Origin of the sequence: Thalassospira lohafexi, assembly GCF_002844275.1 — a bacterium.
Lineage (GTDB): Bacteria > Pseudomonadota > Alphaproteobacteria > Rhodospirillales > Thalassospiraceae > Thalassospira > Thalassospira lohafexi.
Window position 1 is genome coordinate 651,746 of the sequence record NZ_NXGX01000001.1, and the last position, 19,910, is coordinate 671,655.

The following is a 19,910-nucleotide window of genomic DNA, read 5'->3' on the forward strand; positions in this document are numbered from 1 at the left end:
ATGGCCGAGTTGCTGCTTGAACTGTTTTCCGAAGAAATCCCGGCCCGTATGCAGGCCCGTGCGACTGCTGACCTTTCAAAGCTGGTCACCGATGGTCTTAAAGCCGCCGATCTTGCGTTTGAGACTGTCGAAACGCTGGTCACCCCGCGCCGCTTGACCCTGATCATTGATGGTTTGCCGGAAAAACAGCCGGACTTGCGCGAAGAACGCCGTGGTCCACGCGCCGATGCACCTGAAAAGGCGATTAACGGTTTCCTGACAGGGAACGGTGTGACCCTTGATCAGTGCGAAAAACGCGACATGCCCAAGGGGACCTTCCTGTTTGCGATTGTCGAACAGAAAGGCCGTGCCAGTGCCGAGGTCATCAAGGACATCGTCGAAGATGCCATGGCCAAATTGCCGTGGCCAAAATCGATGCGCTGGGCCGATCAGAAAGTCCGCTGGGTGCGTCAGCTCGACAGCATTCTGTGCCTGTTTGATGGCAAGGTGATCCCGGCGTCTTACGGTCCCGTCAACGCAGGTGATACGACCCGCGGCCACCGGTTCCTTGCCCCAGCAACCTTTAGCGTTGCCAATGCCACCGAATACAAAGAGAAACTGCGCACCGCCATGGTCATGCTTGACCGTGAAGAGCGCAAGCAGGTCATCCTTGACGGTGCCAAAAAGCTGGCGGCATCCGAGGGCTTTGACCTTTTGGACGATAACGGTCTTCTCGAAGAAGTCTGTGGCCTGGTTGAATGGCCGGTTCCGGTGATGGGCAAGGTCGATGACCTGTTTATGGATATCCCGCGTGAGGTTCTTGAAACCTCGATGCGTGAACATCAGAAGTATTTTGTTGTCGAAGATAAAAACGGCAAACTTGCCGCACGCTTTATCACCATTTCCAACATGGTGACGGCGGACAACAATGCCAAAATCATTGCCGGGAACGAACGCGTTTTGCGTGCACGCCTGCATGATGCCAAATTCTTCTGGGATCAGGATCGGAAAGTGACGCTGCAATCGCGTCTGCCGAAACTCGACAGCATCGTCTTCCATGCCAAGCTGGGATCGCTTTCCGAGCGTGTCTTGCGCCTGCGTGGGCTCGCACGCGAGCTGTCGGCCGATATTCCGGGCTGTGATGTCAAACTGGCCGACCGTGCCGCTGAAATCGGCAAGGCCGATCTGGTGTCGCAGATGGTGTTTGAATTTACCGAACTTCAGGGACTGATGGGGAAATATTACGCCGAAAATGACGGCGAAGCCCCGGAAGTTGCCAATGCCATTGCCGAACATTATGCCCCGGCTGGTCCGTCAGACATGTGTCCGACGGCCCCGGTTTCGGTTGCCTTTGCCTTGGCTGAGAAGCTTGATACCCTTGCCGGGTTCTTCACGGTTGATGAAAAGCCGACCGGGTCAAAAGATCCGTTTGCGCTTCGTCGTGCGGCATTGGGTGTCATTCGTCTGGTTTTGGAAAATGGTTTGCGTTTGCCGCTTCGGCGTGTGTTCGCCTTTGCCGTTTCCCAGTACCCGACGGCTATTCGTCGTGACGCGGCAGTGGATGACCTTTTGGCATTCTTTGCTGACCGTTTGAAAGTTCATCTGCGTGAACAGGGTGTCCGCCATGATTTGGTGTCTGCTGTGTTTGCACTGGATGGCGAGGACGATCTTGTCCGCCTGCTGGCCCGTGTTGAGGCGCTTTCCGATTTTGTATCGGGCGAAAGCGGCGTCAACCTTATGGCTGGCTACAAGCGTGCGTCCAACATCCTGCGCATCGAAGAGAAAAAGGACGATACGTCCTATGACGCGGATGTTTCCGCGGATCTTCTGAGCGTGGATGAAGAACGCAAGCTGTATGAGGCGCTCATCGATGTCCGGCATACCGCCTTGCCGCTTTTGCGTAACGAGGATTATGCCGCGGCAATGACCGAATTTGCGCGGTTGCGTGAACCGGTCGATGCATTCTTTGAACAGGTCACGGTAAATAGTGACAAGGCCGACGAACGTGCCAACCGGCTTAAGCTGCTGGCGCAAATTCGGACGGCCTTGCATGACATTGCAGACTTCTCAAAGATCGAAACATAAATAGGTCGGGGTTACGGGGCTTTCCCCATCCTGGGGAGGCCCGCCAAAGGGCCTTGACCAGATGAGGAAAAGGCAAGATGACCAAATGGGTCTACGGTTTCGGTGGCGGTAACGCCGAAGGCCGATCGGATATGCGTGAACTTCTGGGTGGCAAGGGTGCGAACCTTGCCGAGATGAGTAATCTTGGGCTTCCTGTCCCGCCTGGCTTTACCATTACAACCGAAGTCTGCACGGCGTTTTATGACAATGACCGTGCTTACCCGGATGGTCTGAATGCCGAAGTCGAAACGGCGCTGGCGGCAGTTGAAAAGCTGGTCGGGCGCAAGTTTGGCGACGCAAATGATCCCCTTTTGGTATCTGTTCGTTCCGGTGCGCGGGCATCCATGCCCGGCATGATGGATACGGTTTTGAACCTTGGTCTGAATGATCAAACGGTCGAAGCCTTGGCATCAGTGTCAGGTGATCGTCGTTTTGCCTATGACAGTTACCGCCGCTTTATTCAGATGTATGGCGATGTGGTGCTCGGCGTTGAGCATTACCATTTCGAAGAAATCCTTGAGATCCATAAGGAAGACAAGGGTTATTCCCTTGATACCGAAATGAGTGCCGATGATTGGGCCGAGGTCGTCCGCGATTTCAAGAAAAAGGTCGATAGCGAGCTTGGTCAGCCTTTCCCGCAAGACCCGCGTGAACAGCTTTGGGGCGCGATTGGTGCGGTGTTTGGCAGTTGGATGAATGCACGGGCCAATACATACCGTCGCTTACATAGTATCCCGGCAAGCTGGGGCACGGCAGTTAACGTGCAGGCCATGGTGTTTGGCAACATGGGCGATGATTGCGCAACTGGTGTGTGTTTCTCGCGCAATCCATCGACCGGCGAAGATCGTTTCTACGGAGAGTATCTGATCAACGCACAGGGCGAAGACGTGGTTGCGGGCATTCGGACACCAGCACCGCTGACCAAAATCGAACGCGAAGAATCCGGGTCGGATTTGACGTCGATGGAAGAAGCGCTTCCCAAGGTCTTTGCCGAACTGTGTGATATCCGCGATAAGCTGGAATCCCATTACCGCGATATGCAGGACATGGAGTTTACCGTTGAGACGGGCAAGCTTTATATGCTGCAAACCCGTGCCGGTAAACGCACCGCAAAGGCAGCCCTTCGCATTGCCGTTGAAATGTGCCGTGATGGCGTGATTAGCAAGGAAGACGCCCTGCGCCGTGTTGATCCCGCCCAGCTTGATCAACTTTTGCACCCGACCCTTGATCCGGAAGCCACACGTAAAGTAATTGGCATGGGCCTTCCGGCGTCCCCGGGGGCGGCATCCGGGCAGATCGTGTTTTCTTCTGAAATTGCTGAAGATTGGGCGCATAACAAGGGCCAGAAAGTCATTCTGGTGCGGATCGAAACCAGCCCGGAAGATATTGCGGGCATGCATGCCGCCGAAGGTATCCTGACATCCCGCGGTGGGATGACAAGCCACGCGGCCGTGGTGGCACGTGGCATGGGGACCCCCTGTGTCTGTGGTGCGGGTCAGATCAAGATCGATTATGCCAACAAAACCATGATTGCGGGCGGTGTGAACCTTAAGGAAGGGGATGTTATTACCCTTGACGGGGCAACCGGCGAAATCATGCTGGGCGAGGTCGCGACGCTCAAACCCGATCTTTCGGGTGATTTTTCCAAACTGATGGAATGGGCAGATGGTGTGCGCCGGCTTAAGGTCCGCACCAATGCCGAAACCCCCGATGACGCGCAAACCGCACGTGGTTTTGGCGCCGAGGGTATTGGTCTTTGCCGGACGGAACATATGTTCTTTGACCCGGCACGGATCATTTCCATGCGTGAAATGATCCTGGCCGAAACCGAACAGGGGCGCCGCACCGCCCTTGATAAGCTTCTGCCTTATCAGCGGCAGGACTTTATTGACCTGTTCCGCATCATGAAGGGGCTTCCGGTCACGATCCGGCTGCTTGACCCGCCTTTGCATGAATTCCTGCCGCATGGTGACGGGGAAATCGCCGAGGTTGCCAATGCGGCAGGCGTGTCCGAGGCGATTGTGCGCCGCCGGTTGCTTGACCTGACGGAAGCCAACCCGATGCTGGGCCATCGTGGGTGCCGGCTTGGCATTAGCTATCCTGAAATCTATGAAATGCAGGTGCGTGCGATCTTTGAAGCCGCGATTGAGGTTTCCAAGGATGGTGGTAATCCGGTGATCCCGGAAATCATGATCCCGCTGATCGTTGGTAAAAAGGAACTCGAAATCCTGAAAGCCGCGATCATCAAGGTTGCAGCCGAGGTCGAGGCCGAAAAATTGGCCAAGCTGACTTTCCTTGTCGGCACCATGATCGAATTGCCGCGTGCAGCCCTCAAAGCCGGCGAAATTGCCGAAGAAGCCGAGTTTTTCAGCTTTGGCACCAACGATTTGACCCAGACCACCTTTGGTCTGTCGCGCGATGACGCGTCGCGGTTCCTCGATACCTATATTTCCAAGGAAATCTTTGCCGGTGACCCGTTTGTGTCATTGGATCAGGAAGGGGTTGGTGAGTTGGTCAGCATTGCGGCCGACCGCGGGCGTGCGACGCGCCCCGACATCAAGCTTGGCATTTGTGGCGAGCATGGTGGGGATCCGTCCTCCATCGCGTTCTGCGAAGCACAGGGGCTAGATTACGTATCCTGTTCGCCCTATCGCGTGCCGATTGCGCGTTTGGCCGCCGCACAGGCAGCCCTTGATCGCAAGTCGTCCTAAATAACAACACTGGCGGCAAGATGACCTTGCCGCCGGTGTTTTGTCTTTGCTTGATTTGGCGTTTAAAACCGGGTTACGCCGCACTTTCTGGTAGCGACACCCAATCGGGAATATTGACCGTAATTTTTGCGCCGTCGGCCAGAAGTTCATCCCCCTTAGAAACACGTTCCAGACGGATCAGAGCAAGCCCGCCATCGCCATGGACGGAGCGGATGATGCCTGCTTCCTTGTCGCCATTCATGATGGCGGTTCCCGGTGCCGGGGCGGTGCCGGTGATTGTGATGGGCAGTAACCGTTTGCGCACCAGACCGCGGTATTTGGTCCGTGCGGTCAGTTCCTGCCCCATAAAGCAGCCCTTTTTGAAATCGACGCCATTTAGCTCTTCAAAACCGTTTTCAAGTAGAATGGCTTTGTCGATTTCAAGTTCTTCGCTGCCATTGGGCAGACCAAGTGACACGCGCAATTGGTGGTAAGCTTCCACATCGCTTTCGGTGGCACCGATTGCTGCCATTTCAGCCAAGCCATTTTTCGGCAGCAATACACGTGCGCCCATTGCGGTCAAACGCGGATCAACCGCCTTAATCCCGTTGGCAAAGCCTGCGGTGCTGCCCGGGGTGTCGGGCAATGAAAGTGATGAAAGCGCATTCTTGCCAAACACTGCAACCACGTCATAGCTGTCGGTGACATCGGTCAGTTCGACCTTGGCACGGAGTTTATACATGCGCAGTTTTTTGAAAAGATCTGCGGCCCGTGCACCGTCTTCGCCACGTTCGCATTCGATCAAAAGGCTATCTTCGTCCTGCTGATAGACAAAGAAATCAAACAGGAATTTCCCCTGCGGGGACAGTAAGGCTCCATAGCCGGATTTCTCGGCACTGATGGTTTCGATATTGTTTGATACCAGCCCTTGCAGAAAACTGACGCGGTCAGGACCACTGACCCGGATCACGGCCCGATCCGGCAGAAGGGCGTAAAAAGTCTCGGTCATATGTATGGGCTCCGGTTTGTCGGAATGGTTTGGCCGAAATGTGGGGCAATTGCACATAATTCGCAAGCCCTGTCTCGTGAACGAAAGCCAGAGTGTGATGTAAGAAAACCCTTCATAAAACGCTGCCGAGCAGATAGAACCAAAGTTATGAAAATCTTGATGCTTGATCATTCCATCGGCTTTGATCCCAAAGATCGTGAAGCCCGCCCGCTAGGGACCACGCAGCGCGCCTTTATTGCGCTCGCCGAGGCCCTTGTTGCCCGTGGCCATAAGGTCGAAGCGCGCCGAAATGGTGGCATCGACAAGGATATGCACGGTGTTGCATGGCGACAACTTGATGCCGAATTGCCGCCCTTTGGTGGCGATGCGGTTGACACGGTAATTGCCTGGCGCGATCCGGCATTGTTAAGTCACGCTTCGATTCCGGCGGATGCAAAAACAATCCTTTGGTTTGATGGTGATCCGACGAAATTGAACGCCGATGATCTGCGGTTGGTTCTGCATGACAAGGAAGTGCAGATCGTCTTTACCGATGACGCGCAGAAAAAAAGCTTTGAAACCGATCTGGTGAAAAAGCCGATTGTGGTCAAGCCGGGGGCCGTCACGGCCTTTACCATGGCCTCAAACATGCGTTGGGCGTTTGAATCGCGCGAAGAAGTGGCAGTTACGGTTGCCAATACGACAACGGGGATTGCCCAGATTGTGCGTATTTGGGAAGCCTACGTTGCGCCCAAGGCGCCCAAGGCAATTTTGGAAATCTATGCCTATGATCTTTTCATGGCGATGGCCGGTGAAAATGATCAGGTATCTGACGACATCGTTGATCTGGTGCGTTCGGCGATTGACAAGGGAGTTCGGGTTTTACATCCAAAACCCGAAGGCGATATGGCTGAAACGGTGGCCAATGCGCGGGCGTTTTTGCATCACGGAAAATACGGCACGGACTATGCCGGTCAATGGATTGTCGATGCACTTGGTGCGGCAACACCGGTTGTGTCTTATGGCGGGATTGCCAAAACCCGCGTTGAAGATGGCAAAACGGGGTATATCGTTCCCGATGAGGCGGCATATGGTAATATCACTTGGCAGCTTCTGACCGACCGGTCGTTCTTTTCCACTCAGTCCGAAGCCGCACGCAATGACCGCCGCGAATGGATTCATGTCGCCGGTGAGCTGGAGAAAATTTAAGCTGTGCGCCTGCTGTTTATCACGTCAAACCGTCTGGGCGACGCTGTCCTGTCGACATCGGTCTTACGCCATTATGTCGAAACCTATCCGGGCATAAAGGTTACGGTTGCCTGTGGCCCGGTGGCAGCCCCGATTTTCCAGGCCGTCCCCAATCTTGAATGCATTATCGAGATGCCCAAGCAAAAACGCGGCGGGCATTGGTGGAAGCTTTGGAAGTCGGTTGCGCTGACCTGGTGGGACGTGATCGTTGATTTACGCGGCAGTGCGACGGCGTATGTTTTGCCCGGGTGGAAACGGGTTGTGCTTAAGGGGAATGATGATGGCCTCCATCGTGTCGTGCAACTTGGTGGTCTAATCGGTCTCAACCCACCACCAATGCCAAAAGTATGGACCAGAAAAGAAGATGAGGATAGGGCTGCGCAACTTGTGCCTAATGATGGTGCGCCACTTCTAGTGGTTGGGCCATCAGCGAACTGGATTGGTAAAACTTGGCACGCGGAGCGGTTTGCAGAGACAATCAATAAGCTGACCGAGAAGGGCGCGGCCCTTGAAAACGCACATGTTTTATTGGTGGGGGCTCCTAATGAACGCAGTTCGGCTGAGCAGGTTATCCAGTCAGTACCAGAGGACAAGCGAACAGAAATCTTTGGCAACGAGCATCTGTTGACGGTCATGGCGTGCCTGAAAAAAGCGGATCTTTATCTTGGTAACGATTCTGGATTGATGCACATGGCTGCTGCATCGGGTCGACCGACGCTAGGTCTTTTTGGCCCATCGCGCGATGAGCATTATAGCCCTTTTGCTAAATGGGGACGGGCTGTTCGGACAGACTGGTCCTACGATAAAATTATTGCTAATCGAACAAGCTGGTTTTCCAAAGAAAACCTCATGGAAAGTTTGCCGGTCGAAAAAGTTGTGACAGCAGCTACAGAATTGGTTTCTGACTTTCGGGCAGAGGAAAAAGACAAATGACTGAGGCAAAGCCGCGTATTTCGGTTGTCATGTGCGCCCATAATGAGCAGGAGCGACTGCCGTCCTGTCTGGAAAAGGTGTCATTTGCGGATGAGATCATTGTCGTGTGCGACAAATGTACTGACCAGACAGAAGAAGTTGCTCAGAAATATGGTGCGAAAACCGTTGTTGGCAGCTGGGACATAGAAGGTGCACGGCGCAATCGCGCAATTGAAGAAGCCACAGGCGACTGGATTTTCGAACTTGATGCAGATGAACACGTCAGCGAAGAGCTCGCGATTTCTATTCGCGCGGCTGTGCGGTCTGACGCGTTTGATCTTTATGTGGTCCCTGTAGACAATTATGTCGGAAAGCGGCTTGTCAGATATGGTTGGGGGGCTTCATTCGGGACATCTGCGGTTTGGAGGCTGTTCCGAAAAGGTCATAAGAACTGGGGATCACAACGGGTGCATCCTTCGTTTGATATGCAGGGACGCAAGGGACCCAAGCTTAATGGCGCTCTTCTTCATTTTGTTGACCGCAATATCTCTGACATGATCTGTCGACTGGATAGCTATTCGACAGCTCGGGCTGCCGATTTGCGCGAAAGTGGCGACATTGGAACGTTTGCAAATAACTTCCGGCGTATTTTTTCACGCTTCTATCGCTGCTTTGTTGCGCGCAAGGGATACAAGGAAGGTGGAATGGGCTTTCTGATCGCGTTGTTTGGTGCGCTGTTCCCAATCCTTTCCTATCTTAAGGCCAGATACGAGGACTCCTGAACGGTGGGCGTGTGTTTTGTGACAAATAGTGTAGGCGAATATAGTCAGGGAATGCCCTCGATATCAGAAAATGCACTGCTATTTGAGTATTTGAGAGGGCTCATCCCGTGACCATGTTGCTGCAAACCATGGCTGGAAGTCCGTTTGGCGGGGCAGAGGAATTCTTTGTGCGTCTGGCTTGCGGGTTTGAACGTGTCGGGATTGAGCAGCATTGTGTCGTGCGTCCGAACGAAGGTCGCAACGCGGTGCTTGCTGCCAGTGGCGTGTCGTTTGACGAATTGCCCTTTGGCGGGCGGTTGGATGTACGAACGCCATGGAATTTGCGTAAACAGCTCAAACGTCACAAGCCGCGCATTGTCCTGAGCTGGATGAACCGTGCCAGCCGCATGACGCCATCAGGTGACTTTGTGAAAGTCGCGCGGCTTGGCGGATATTATAAACTCAAAAATTTCCGAGATTGTGATCACCTGATCGGCAATACGCGCAATATCTGCGATTATCTTATTGGCGAAGGATGGCCCGTTGATCGCACTCATTATCTGCCGAATTTTGTTGATGCAAAACCCGGTGCAGCGATCAGTCGGGCCGAATTTAATACCCCCGATGATGCGCCGCTAATCCTTGGTCTGGGGCGGCTGCATGACAACAAGGGGTTTGATACCCTGATCCGTGCGATGGCTGAAGTACCCGGTACTTATCTTTGGATTGCAGGGGCGGGTGATTTAAAAGACGATCTTCTGAAACTTGCCGGTGAATGCGGTGTTGCAGATCGCGTGCGACTGCTTGGCTGGCGGCGCGATGTTGCCAATCTTTTTGCGACCTGCGACGTGTTTTGCGCATCATCACGGCATGAACCGCTGGGCAACATGGTGATTGAGGCGTGGGCACATGGCAAACCGGTTGTCGCACAGGCAAGCCAGGGGCCGGTTCAATTGATCACGCCGGGTGAAAGTGGTTTGCTGTCGAAACTCGAAGATGTATCTGCCTTGGCGGCAGATTTGCGCGCGGTTCTTGACGACAGAGTGCTTTCAGACACATTGTCACGCAACGGTCGTGCCGCATTTGAGGCGGACTTCACCGAAGACGTTGTCGTCGCAAAATACAAAGCTTTCTTTGACGAGGTTGCGCTTTAATGTGCGGAATTGCCGGATTTATAGCCAAAGACAAGCAAACCATTGATCCCGAGATTCTGGATCGCTTGCGCAATGCGCTGGGACATCGTGGCCCGGATGGTGATGGCCGGTATGTAAAAGGTCCGGTTGGCTTTATCCAGACCCGGCTGGCGATCATTGATCTTGATACTGGCGATCAACCACTTTTCCATGAAAATGGCAGCGCACTTATCGCCAATGGCGAGATGTATAATTATGTCGAGCTGCGCCAGAACCTGTGCGAAGCAGGCTTTAAGACCCGTTCAGACAGTGAAACCGCCCTTCGCCTCTATGCCCGTGATGGTATAGATGGTTTCGATCAACTGCGCGGCATGTATGCCTTTGCCATTCATGATGTGGTAGAAAATCAGGTTGTGCTGTGTCGCGACCCGTTTGGCATCAAGCAGCTTTATTATGTCGAAACGCCAGAGTTCTTTGCTTTTGCGTCCGAGGCGCAGGCGCTTGTTGCGGCGGGACTGGTTGGCCGGACTGTGCGCGAAGATGCCCGTGCGGAGTTGCTTCAGGTCCAATTCACGACCGGCAGTGACATGATCCTTGATGGTATCAAGCGCTTGTTGCCAGGCGAGACGCTTGTTCTGAAAAACGGGCGTGTGGTTGAACGTCGGCGCCGCCAGGTTCTGGGGGACAAGGGTGTTGTTGGGGCGCGTCTTGATGGTGCCTTGACCCAATGGGATCGCGTGTTTGAAGAGTCTGTGCGACTTCATCAACGTTCTGACGTTGATTATGCGATGTTCCTGTCGGGCGGGGTGGATAGTGCATCGCTTCTGGGCATGATGCATCGTTTGAACGAACGTCCGGTGACGGCCTATACCGCCGCATTTGAGGCATCGAGCGTACATGATGAACGTGAATTGGCCCGAGAGGTCGCCAAGGCCTGCAATGCTGATCATGTCGAGGTTATGTTTTCCGAACGCGATTTCTGGACGCTTTTGCCCGAGGTTGCTGCCAAGATGGACGATCCGGTGGCTGACTATGCTATTCTGCCGACCTACAAGCTTGCAGCCGAGGCCGCACGGGATTTCAAGGTTGTTCTGTCCGGCGAAGGCGGCGATGAGTTGTTTGGCGGGTATGGCCGATATCGTTCGGTTATGCGGCCTTTACTCCTGGGCGGGCGGGTCATGCGATCCAAGGGCACCTTTGATAAGATCGATGTTCTGCACCCCAAAGTTCTTGAAGGCTGGCGCGATGGCATAGCGGCATCCGAAAGCCGCGAAAACCGTGGAAAACGTTCGCGCCTTGCGGTGGCACAGGCAGTGGACTGTTCGGACTGGTTGCCAAATGATTTGTTGATCAAGCTTGATCGCATGCTGATGGCGCATGGACTTGAAGGGCGGACACCGTTCCTTGATCCAATGGTGGCGGACTTTGCATATCATCTGCCAGACCGGCTTAAGGTGCGTAAAGGTGTGGGTAAATTCCTGTTGCGCAGCTGGCTGGAGCGGTGTTTGCCAATGGCGCAACCCTTTGCCAAAAAACGCGGATTTACCGTGCCGGTTGGGGAATGGATTGCCGGGCAGGGTAAGCGCCTTGGCCCGCTGGTTGCCCATCAGGCCGGTATTCTTGAAATTGCCGATCCTGTTCGGGTGGAAAAGCTGTTCACCACGCCCGGCAAGAAAGAAAGTGCAGCATGCTGGCATCTGTTGTTTTACGCCTTGTGGCATCAGACCAATATTCTTGGCCAGGCGCCGGCAGATGATGTTTTTGATACACTCGCTTCTTGGCCAGCTTGATATCTTGTGAATTTCGAATGCAAATATCGGTGATGATGGTCAAATTTGATCGCCGATGGATGGCCCGCCGTAAATAAGTGACACGTGATCAAGGGCATGACACGATCATGCGCGTGGAGCTGAGATTGATCGATTAGGACAGAAGGCTTTTCATGGCGAAAACATCAGCTTGGATGATTGTTCCCAATCTGCTGCGGACATTGATGCGCGGCGATGTGCCCCTGAAATCCAAACTTATTTTGCTGGCAGGACTTGTCTATTTGATCAGTCCGATTGATCTGTTGCCCGATGTTATTTTTGGCTTTGGGTGGCTTGATGATCTTGTGATTGTGCCGCTTTTGGGATGGCTTTCCTATCGCAGCTTACCGGCACCGGTCCAGCATGATGTCGTGCCTGAAGCTGATGCCGGTGAAAACACATCACGTCGAACCGTTTTATATATGGTTGTTCTTTTGGTGGCTGTTGTGCTTGTGATCTTGTTGGGCAGCGGTGAGGGGGATCTTGCGCCTGTTTCTCCGGTTCTGTCGCAATGACGAAGTGTTTACTGATCCGACCAAGGGCGCATTTGACAGCTGGCTTTGCGCACGAATACTCTTGATCCAAACACATCATGATCGGGAGAAGTTCCATGAGCGATGCATTCCGCGCACTTGTTTTGGATCAGAACGACAAGAAAGTCACAGCCGAATTCCGTAATTTGACAACTGATGACCTGCCGGATGGTGATGTCTTGGTTCGGGTCAAATGGTCGACGTTAAATTACAAGGATGGCATGATTTTAAATGGCCTTGGCCGATTGGTGCGCACCTATCCGCATGTGCCGGGTGTCGATTTTTCTGGTGAAGTCGTCTCGTCAAGTGAAGCACGGTACAAGCCCGGTGATGAGGTCGTCCTGACCGGCTGGCGCGTTGGTGAGGCCCATTGGGGCGGATATGGTCAAATGGCGCGGGTAAAGGCCGACTGGCTTGTCCCGTTGCCAGAAGGACTAGACGCGGCACAGGCAATGTCCATCGGGACGGCCGGGTTTACGTCAATGCTTGCGGTTATGGCGTTGGAAGAGCAAGGGATCAGCCCAAAACAGGATGGCGAAGTTCTTGTGACGGGTGCCGCTGGCGGGGTTGGCTCGGTTGCAGTATCGATTTTGTCGGCCTTGGGGTATCGGGTCGCGGCCTCAACCGGGCGCGCAGAAACCCACGCCTATCTCCGTGACTTGGGGGCGACGACAATTATTGATCGCAATGAGTTGACCGATACCAGCAAGCCTCTTTTGGCCGAACGCTGGATCGGGGCGATTGACAGTGTTGGCAGCACAACCCTTGCGCATGTTCTTTCAGAAATGAAGTATCACGGTGTTGTCGCTGCCTGTGGTCTCGCCGGAGGAGCCGACTTACCGGGGACTGTGATCCCGTTCCTGTTGCGCGGGGTGCGGTTGATCGGAATTGATTCGGTAATGTGTCCCTATGCAACCCGAATTCGGGCGTGGGAACGGCTTGCGAAAGAGCTTCCTATCGATCAGCTAAATGCCGCAACGACGAAGGTTGCGCTTCGTGATGTCATGCCATGGGGCGAGAAGATTTTGAAAGGTCAGATCAAAGGTCGTTTGCTGATTGACGTGCAGGATTGCTAGAAACCCCGGAACCATGCAAAATCAGATACTTTCCGATGTTCAGGCTTTGACGGAAAAATGATTTTAAACGTGGAAATTGCTGCGATGGCTGATCAACGGTTTCGAATTCTTTTGGTCGAAGATAACCCGGGGGATGCGTTCCTTGTCAGAACGCTGCTGGATGAAACTGGCGATCCGTTTGATATTGAACATTGCAGTGACCTTACCTCGGCCCTGACTATTTTAAATGGCGACGGGCCGGGCGCACGGTTCGATGTTGTGTTGCTTGACCTGACCTTACCAGACTCATCGGGTGTCGAGACAATTCGTCGCGTGCGCAGCTGTGCCAATAGCGCCCCGGTGGTTGTTTTAACCGGTCACAAGGACGAAGAACTTGCGTTTGAGGCCCTGCAACATGGTGCGGAAGACTATCTGACCAAGGAATTTCCAGACGGTCGGACAATTCGACGTTCCATCCGGTATGCCATTGAACGTTCGCGGGCCGAACGGGCACTCAAGGAAAGTGAAGAACGCTATCGCAAGCTGGTCGAACTTGCCCCTGAGCTTATTTCAATCCTGAGCGGTGAGGAGATTACTTATATCAATCAGCAGGGGCTCACGATCCTGGGTGCTGAGGATACGACCGAACTTGTTGGTCGCAGCTTTATGGAAATGGTTAATCCATCCAGCCGTGAAATCCTGTCAGAATATATAGAACGCTATCGCAACGGTTACAGCGGTCGGGCAGATTTTGTCATCATGTGTAACCGCCCAGATGGTGAGACAGTTGAACTGGAAGTATCTGCAATCGCCTTTACCCACGAAGGCGCACCGGCAATGTTGATGCTGGCCGAGGATGTGACGGAAAAACGCAAAGTCGAACGCCAGTTGGTCCAGACATCAAAACTTGCGACACTGGGTGAAATGGCAGCATCAGTGGCCCATGAAATGAACCAGCCGCTGAATGTTATTCGCATGGCGGCCGATACCTGTGCGCTTCAATATGATCTTGAGGCTGTAAAACCGGCCTTTCAACGAGAACGCCTGTCTTTGATCAGCGGTCAGACCGAACGCATGTCTGAAATCATCAAGCATCTGCAAATATATAGCCGACCTGATGATGATGACTTTGCCCCGTTTGATCCCATGAAGGCCGTGGGGCGTGCGGTGGACATGATTGAGCATGATTGCCGACTGTCGGGCATCATGATTGATGTGGTGCCACCTGCCCAGATGTGTCGGGTTAATGGCCGTCAGGTGCAACTCGAACAGGTTTTGGTCAATATGCTGACCAATGCGCGTGATGCAATCAATGAGAATGGCGATGATGCCAACAGCATTGGCGGATTAATCCGTGTCAGTGCGATGATTGATCAAGACGAAAAGTTCCTGAAACTCGCGGTGAATGACAATGGTGGTGGTGTGCCAGAGGCGGCCATTGATCTTCTGTTCCATCCATTCTTCACCACCAAAGACGTTGGTAAAGGAACAGGGCTTGGGCTGTCGGTCAGTTATGGCATCGTTGAGGCGATGGGGGGTAAGATTGATGTGCGTAACGAAGGGGATGGGGCCTGTTTTGAGGTAACTCTACCGGTCGCCCAAATCGGTAAGGAACTCGAAGCGGACAGTGACGAACCGGTGGCAAAAAGTGCGCGAATACATGGTGACTGCGTTGATCGTGCCGGGCGTCAAGCCGTCCGGGTGCTGGTCGTTGATGACGAAATTGATGCGATGGAAATCATTGCTGCTTATCTGGAAGCACAAGGATATTCGGTTTCAGCGGCAACGAACGGTGAGGACGCATTGGCGATCGCCGGGGTTATGCCGCCGACCATTCTGATCACCGATATTCGCATGCCACATATGGATGGCAACAGCCTGGTCAAAGCGCTGCGTGCCCGAAACCCCGCCATGCCAGTTATTGTTATGACCGGGCACCCCGGGGATGCTGAGCGACCAGTTGATGATGATGATGGTGCGGATGCACCTGTCATGGTGATGCCAAAACCCCTTGATCTTCAAGAGCTTCTTGGCATTCTTGATGAGCTTGCTGAAGTTTACGGTGAATAGAAATCCGTTGGGGCGTAAATAAGATGGCGAACTATAATAATAACAAAGCCCGGCAAAATTGCCGGGCTTTGTTGTGAGTGCTGTCGTTTGCGTTGCGCTCAGGTCAGGCTTCCCAGCCGAGCTGCATGGCAATTTTGACTGCCTGTGTACGGTTGGCCGCACCGAGCTTTTTGAAAATACCCGTCAGGTGAACTTTGACGGTGATTTCACGCACAGTAAGCTGCTTGGCTATTTCCTTGTTCGATAAGCCTTTGGTCAGCAGAGCAAGAACTTCGCGTTCGCGATTGGTCAACTGGCGCAAGGGATTGTCAGGTGACAGGCCATCCAGATCAATCTCGCCAGGACGCATTTTCGTGCCGTCATCTTCCAGCAAAGCTGATGGAATATATTTTTCGCCTGACATGATCAAACGCAATGCATTGATCAGTGATTTTCCCGACAAGGTTTTTGGCAAATAGCCAGAGGCACCATGTTCGAGCGCATTTAAAACGTCACTGCGCTTAACTGATCCAGACAAAATGACAACCGGAATTTCCGGGTGCTTTTGACGCATGACGGTCAAGCCTGAAAGGCCGTTCATCCCCGGCATGTTCAAATCAAGAATGGTCAGCTCGACTTGCGTTTCCCCATCGACAACTGAAAGTGCCTCGGCAAAATCTTTTGCTTGTGAGACCTCAACTTCCGGCGCCGCCGTTTTAAGGAAGGAAGTGATCCCGTCTCTGACGAGGTCGTGGTCGTCTGCTAGCAGGATGTTCATTTTTGTGCCGTACCCGTTTTTGTCCGAGCTTAGGACATGTGTCCGTCCGCGTCAGAAACGCGACCGCACCCAAGATACGGAATCGCGTAAATCTATAATGTTTAGTTCAAGCGTCCCCCCCGGACGCGCGCGCAGCATTCAACAAAATGGGGGGCCTGTCAAACGGCAGGATAGTTTCTGGTTTTCTGAACTATCCCATTGAATAGGGTATTATGTTCAAGGGTAGATATTCTGTCGCGCTTTGCATAGTATATGGGGAGCGGAAGCAGACTTCGCGAGGTCCAAAATCAAATAGAAATCGAGATGCCCTGTCTCGCGTCGTTCCCGTTTTCGTTGTTAGACGCAATGGATTCTATCGGTTTAGGCGATTCGTCACTGGCTTGTGCTGTTGCACGTTGCAAGCTTGCCTGACGGAAGGCCGCCATATCGGCACCGGACGGTGCATTAGGGGCAAGTGCTGCGTTCTGCAAGGTTGCCAGTGCGCGATCACGATCCGCCGCAGATCCGGTCATTGACACACTAACATCAACGTGCCCGCCGATTGCATATGCTTTGCCATCTGGCCCAATTTGATATTCATACTGTGGCGCAGACCCATAAGGACCCGCTGCTGCGGCATGGGCTTTTTCTTCTTGCTTGACCGCGGAATCACGCGATTGCAACTGTGCAACAATGGCCTTTTCCGCCGGATCAAGGTCTGTATTACCAGAAATGCTGCTGTTCGTGTTTTGACCGGCTTGTTCTTCACTGGTTTCACGCGCCTGGCGATACTCCGCACGGCTAACACCGCCTGCAACGGCTTGTGCTTCAGTCAGGGTAAGGGGATCAACGATGCGTGTCCGTGCCGCGTCACTGTCTTGGCCTGCAATTGCATAAGGTGATGAACGCTCTGTACCCGACGATGTAACTTCGACAGCTTCGTACTCGGCCAAAACGCGCCCGTCAGCGGTTCGTGCGATCTCCTGAACATTCAGGATTACGCCCATTCCGCCGCCATTCGGGTTGGCAATGGTTTGACCGGTTGCGATCATGTGAAACTGTAAACTCTAAGTTTAACGATGTGCAGTATACCTCAAAAGAATAGCAGATAATGATCTTTCTGTCTTGCGCATGATTTACGGGCCAGATTGAGGGCTTCTCCTGTCTTGCGAAAACGGGGCTCGGCTGCTATCAGAATGACCGAATTTAAAGCGCCGTGACGGTTATCGTTCATAAACACATTAGACAGGAATTCCGAGGAACATGCTCGACTTTGCCATTCCCGCCCATGAAAAGGTGCTGGTGACCGGTGCTGCCGGTTTTATTGGATCGCACCTTTGTCTGAAGCTGCTTGAGCAAGGGACGACTGTTGTGGGCCTTGATAACGTCAATGACTATTATGACGTGAACCTCAAGGAAGCCCGTCTAGCGCGGATTGACGGCAAACCGGGTTTCAAGTTTGTCCGCATGGACCTTGAAGATCGCGACGGTATTGCCGACCTGTTTGCAACGGAAAAGCCGACCTATGTTGTTAACCTAGCTGCTCAGGCTGGTGTGCGGTATTCGATTGAAAACCCGCATGCCTATATTGATGCCAACCTTGTCGGGTTTACCAACATCCTCGAAGGATGCCGCCATAACAGTGTGAGGCATCTTGTCTATGCGTCAAGCAGTTCGGTTTATGGCATGAATACTGAGATGCCGTTCTCGGTCCATCACAATGTCGATCACCCGATCAGCCTGTATGCCGCGTCGAAAAAGGCAAATGAACTGATGGCCCATACCTATAGCCATCTCTATAGCTTGCCAACGACGGGACTGCGGTTCTTTACCGTCTATGGCCCATGGGGGCGTCCGGATATGGCGCTTTTCTTGTTCACCAAGGCCATTCTCGAAGGCAAACCGATCAACGTGTTCAACCAGGGTAAAATGCGCCGGGACTTCACCTATGTCGATGACATTGTCGAAGGTGTCTATCGTTGCATCTCGACCGTGGCGGAACGAAATGCGAACTGGAATCCGGCAAAACCGGACCCGGCGACCAGCTCGGCTCCTTACCGCGTGTTTAACATCGGCAACAATAGCCCGGTTGAGCTGATGTATATGATCGAAACACTTGAGAAAGCGCTGGGCAAAACGGCAGACAAAAATATGCTGCCGATGCAGGATGGCGATGTTCCGGCCACCTACGCCGATGTGGATGCCCTGACTGATGCCGTTGGCTTTAAACCGGAAACCTCAATAGAGACCGGAATTGGCAATTTTGTTGCGTGGTACCGGTCCTTTTACGGATAAACGAAATTGAAATTTGCTGCCATTTTTGTGCTGTTCGCCAATGCGTTCTCGGCGGGCATGATGTTTCTGGCCAGCGTGTTTATTTCACGTTATGGCGGCAAGGAGCTGTTTGGTTTTTTTAGTGTGGTTCTTGGTGTTGTCGTCATTGGGGCAAAAGTTTCAACACTTGGCCTTGATGTTGCGATCGTAAGGTTTTTGCCAAAATATAGAACTGAGGGACGGGCGGATGCTGCAGGTGGTATAAAGCGTGTCGCAATAGGGCTAACATTGGTATTTTCGTTAGTTGGTGCATTGATCTTTGGAACTATGCTGTATTACATGCGGGCATTTCCGGGGGCGGTCTCATTTACTGTCGCGTTAGCATTGCCGATGGCTTCTTTGTTGGCTGTTTTTCAGAATATCATTCGTGCAGATGGAAATGTTTCAAGGGCAGTCATTGGTGAAGCTGTCGTGCGACCGGCAACGTTTATGGTGTTTCTGGTTGCTGTTCAGTTTCTTCTATATGACGGATTAGGGAACTTTACGGTTGGCCTAGGTTACACACTTGCCCTGACAGCTTCCTTAGTTACCGTAATTGTGCTTGTTGTCGTGGATAAAAAGGTTAATTGGGCTGGCGACTTCAGTTTAGCTTCGGATGATTTTCGGCAATGGTTATCTCATGGTGTTAACTTGTTGTTGTCTGAGTCTGCTACAGCTCTATTGAATCAATCCCCTATTGTTCTTGCCGGTATATTGCTCTCTGCGGCGGAAGCCGGTGAAATGAGTGCAGTCATTCGTTTGGCAATGCTGGTGATTTTTGCTCTGACGGCCGTGCAATCCATTATAACGCCGTTCCTGTCGCGTGCGATGTCCAATAACAATACCGACGAACTCCAGGCGCTTGTTGCCCGAGCGACTGGATTTACAATGGCCGTCGCATTGCCTGTGTGTGGAATCTTTTTTGCCTTTGCTCCAGAGCTTCTAGGCTTTTTTGGCGAAGGGTATGTTCAAGCCGTTCCGTTGCTTCGCATCATGCTCATGGCATATTTCCTCTACGCTGCTGCGGGGCCAGCCGTCTCCCTTATGACGATGACAGGTCAGCACAAAATTGCCCGAACCGTAATCTGTTGGGCGGCTGTAATCATGATGTTGGCAGGTGCTACTGCCATGAGTTTTGGTGGGTTGGCACCGGCGGTTTGGGTTTCAGGTGCAGTGGTCGCAATTTATCCCCATGTATTGGCTGTTTTATGTCGGTCCCGGTTGGGCGTTGATCCGACAGTGCTATCGCTTCGGTTTCTTTTAAAGCGCTAAACGACGAAACGTAGCGTTCGAACCACGTGCATCGCAGTTACAACGTTGCTGTCTGCGTTGTGCTATCTGTCAAATATTTGTCTTTGGACAATGGTGCAGCCGGAGAGATTTGAACTCTCGACCTATCTCTTGCAACGGGTTTGTCTAGGGCCACCTTAGGGCAATTTATCCCCATGTGTTGGTTGCGTGTTATCGATCAAGTCTGGGCTTGGGCCCGACTATCTTTTCGTTGTGATTTCCCGCGCGGTACTTGATTATCTTGGCAGCTTGAGATTGTAAGGGTCCGGG

At 52.9% G+C, this 19,910-nt stretch carries 15 protein-coding genes; 12 read left to right on the forward strand and 3 right to left on the reverse strand.

The features are described 5' to 3' along the window. Both glyS and ppdK read left to right on the forward strand, forming a co-directional pair. On the forward strand, positions 1-2,064 hold the full coding sequence (gene glyS, locus COO92_RS02930; RefSeq protein ID WP_101299722.1) for a glycine--tRNA ligase subunit beta: 2,064 nt from the start codon (positions 1-3) through the stop codon (positions 2,062-2,064). Between the two features lie 77 nt (positions 2,065-2,141). After that, the gene (ppdK, locus tag COO92_RS02935; RefSeq protein WP_101299724.1) at positions 2,142-4,814 is read left to right on the forward strand and encodes a pyruvate, phosphate dikinase; all 2,673 of its coding nucleotides are present in this window, start codon (positions 2,142-2,144) and stop codon (positions 4,812-4,814) included. A gap of 73 nt (positions 4,815-4,887) precedes the next feature. On the opposite strand, the gene ygfZ is transcribed toward ppdK, so the two are convergent. Beyond that, positions 4,888-5,802, reverse strand: coding sequence for a CAF17-like 4Fe-4S cluster assembly/insertion protein YgfZ (gene ygfZ / locus COO92_RS02940; protein ID WP_101299726.1), 915 nt, complete (start codon positions 5,800-5,802; stop codon positions 4,888-4,890). Between the two features lie 147 nt (positions 5,803-5,949). Here ygfZ and COO92_RS02945 point away from each other — a divergent pair, with 147 nt between their 5' ends. The 8 genes from COO92_RS02945 (at position 5,950) to COO92_RS02980 (ending at position 15,301) form a co-directional block, all read left to right on the forward strand. Continuing rightward, on the forward strand, positions 5,950-6,990 hold the full coding sequence (locus tag COO92_RS02945) for a glycosyltransferase family protein (RefSeq protein WP_101299728.1): 1,041 nt from the start codon (positions 5,950-5,952) through the stop codon (positions 6,988-6,990). Positions 6,991-7,110: 120 nt separating this feature from the next. Continuing rightward, positions 7,111-7,962: a glycosyltransferase family 9 protein gene (locus COO92_RS02950; RefSeq protein WP_240626292.1), complete on the forward strand. Its 852-nt coding sequence runs from the start codon at positions 7,111-7,113 to the stop codon at positions 7,960-7,962. Then, a complete protein-coding gene (locus COO92_RS02955) occupies positions 7,959-8,723 on the forward strand; it encodes a glycosyltransferase family 2 protein (RefSeq protein ID WP_101299732.1) in 765 nt (254 codons plus the stop codon). The genes COO92_RS02950 and COO92_RS02955 overlap by 4 nt, the downstream gene beginning before the upstream one ends. 113 nt (positions 8,724-8,836) lie before the next feature. Continuing rightward, positions 8,837-9,856, forward strand: coding sequence for a glycosyltransferase (locus COO92_RS02960; protein ID WP_240626317.1), 1,020 nt, complete (start codon positions 8,837-8,839; stop codon positions 9,854-9,856). After that, the gene (asnB, locus tag COO92_RS02965; protein ID WP_101299735.1) at positions 9,856-11,625 is read left to right on the forward strand and encodes an asparagine synthase (glutamine-hydrolyzing); all 1,770 of its coding nucleotides are present in this window, start codon (positions 9,856-9,858) and stop codon (positions 11,623-11,625) included. Before COO92_RS02960 ends, asnB begins: the two co-directional genes overlap by 1 nt. Before the next feature lie 152 nt (positions 11,626-11,777). Then, positions 11,778-12,158 (forward strand): YkvA family protein, encoded by a 381-nt coding sequence (locus tag COO92_RS02970; RefSeq protein WP_240626293.1) that lies wholly within the window; start codon positions 11,778-11,780, stop codon positions 12,156-12,158. A gap of 95 nt (positions 12,159-12,253) precedes the next feature. Continuing rightward, a complete protein-coding gene (acuI, locus tag COO92_RS02975; protein WP_101299737.1) occupies positions 12,254-13,252 on the forward strand; it encodes an acrylyl-CoA reductase (NADPH) in 999 nt (332 codons plus the stop codon). 84 nt (positions 13,253-13,336) lie between these two features. Beyond that, the gene (locus COO92_RS02980; RefSeq protein WP_101300049.1) at positions 13,337-15,301 is read left to right on the forward strand and encodes a hybrid sensor histidine kinase/response regulator; all 1,965 of its coding nucleotides are present in this window, start codon (positions 13,337-13,339) and stop codon (positions 15,299-15,301) included. Positions 15,302-15,404: 103 nt separating this feature from the next. Here the strand turns inward: COO92_RS02980 and COO92_RS02985 are convergent, their stop codons facing one another. Both COO92_RS02985 and COO92_RS02990 read right to left on the reverse strand, forming a co-directional pair. After that, entirely contained in the window at positions 15,405-16,058 is a 654-nt protein-coding gene (locus COO92_RS02985; protein WP_101299739.1) for a response regulator, read from the reverse strand. Between the two features lie 287 nt (positions 16,059-16,345). Then, positions 16,346-17,089, reverse strand: a complete 744-nt coding sequence (locus COO92_RS02990; RefSeq protein WP_101299740.1) for a putative metalloprotease CJM1_0395 family protein — start codon at positions 17,087-17,089, stop codon at positions 16,346-16,348. Positions 17,090-17,300: 211 nt separating this feature from the next. Here COO92_RS02990 and COO92_RS02995 point away from each other — a divergent pair, with 211 nt between their 5' ends. Both COO92_RS02995 and COO92_RS03000 read left to right on the forward strand, forming a co-directional pair. Continuing rightward, positions 17,301-18,332, forward strand: a complete 1,032-nt coding sequence (locus COO92_RS02995; RefSeq protein ID WP_101299742.1) for an NAD-dependent epimerase — start codon at positions 17,301-17,303, stop codon at positions 18,330-18,332. A gap of 6 nt (positions 18,333-18,338) precedes the next feature. Next, positions 18,339-19,622, forward strand: a complete 1,284-nt coding sequence (locus COO92_RS03000) for an oligosaccharide flippase family protein (protein ID WP_101299745.1) — start codon at positions 18,339-18,341, stop codon at positions 19,620-19,622. Positions 19,623-19,910: the final 288 nt, after the last annotated feature.

What these genes read in the sequence shown, in the direction of transcription:
- glyS (WP_101299722.1), top strand. Translation starts at nt 1, where the DNA reads ATGGCCGAGTTGCTGCTTGAACTGTTTTCCGAAGAAATCCCGGCCCGT.
- ppdK (WP_101299724.1), top strand. Translation starts at nt 2,142, where the DNA reads ATGACCAAATGGGTCTACGGTTTCGGTGGCGGTAACGCCGAAGGCCGA.
- ygfZ (WP_101299726.1), bottom strand. Translation starts at nt 5,802, where the DNA reads ATGACCGAGACTTTTTACGCCCTTCTGCCGGATCGGGCCGTGATCCGG.
- COO92_RS02945 (WP_101299728.1), top strand. Translation starts at nt 5,950, where the DNA reads ATGAAAATCTTGATGCTTGATCATTCCATCGGCTTTGATCCCAAAGAT.
- COO92_RS02955 (WP_101299732.1), top strand. Translation starts at nt 7,959, where the DNA reads ATGACTGAGGCAAAGCCGCGTATTTCGGTTGTCATGTGCGCCCATAAT.
- COO92_RS02960 (WP_240626317.1), top strand. Translation starts at nt 8,837, where the DNA reads ATGTTGCTGCAAACCATGGCTGGAAGTCCGTTTGGCGGGGCAGAGGAA.
- asnB (WP_101299735.1), top strand. Translation starts at nt 9,856, where the DNA reads ATGTGCGGAATTGCCGGATTTATAGCCAAAGACAAGCAAACCATTGAT.
- COO92_RS02970 (WP_240626293.1), top strand. Translation starts at nt 11,778, where the DNA reads ATGGCGAAAACATCAGCTTGGATGATTGTTCCCAATCTGCTGCGGACA.
- acuI (WP_101299737.1), top strand. Translation starts at nt 12,254, where the DNA reads ATGAGCGATGCATTCCGCGCACTTGTTTTGGATCAGAACGACAAGAAA.
- COO92_RS02980 (WP_101300049.1), top strand. Translation starts at nt 13,337, where the DNA reads ATGGCTGATCAACGGTTTCGAATTCTTTTGGTCGAAGATAACCCGGGG.
- COO92_RS02985 (WP_101299739.1), bottom strand. Translation starts at nt 16,058, where the DNA reads ATGAACATCCTGCTAGCAGACGACCACGACCTCGTCAGAGACGGGATC.
- COO92_RS02990 (WP_101299740.1), bottom strand. Translation starts at nt 17,089, where the DNA reads ATGATCGCAACCGGTCAAACCATTGCCAACCCGAATGGCGGCGGAATG.
- COO92_RS02995 (WP_101299742.1), top strand. Translation starts at nt 17,301, where the DNA reads ATGCTCGACTTTGCCATTCCCGCCCATGAAAAGGTGCTGGTGACCGGT.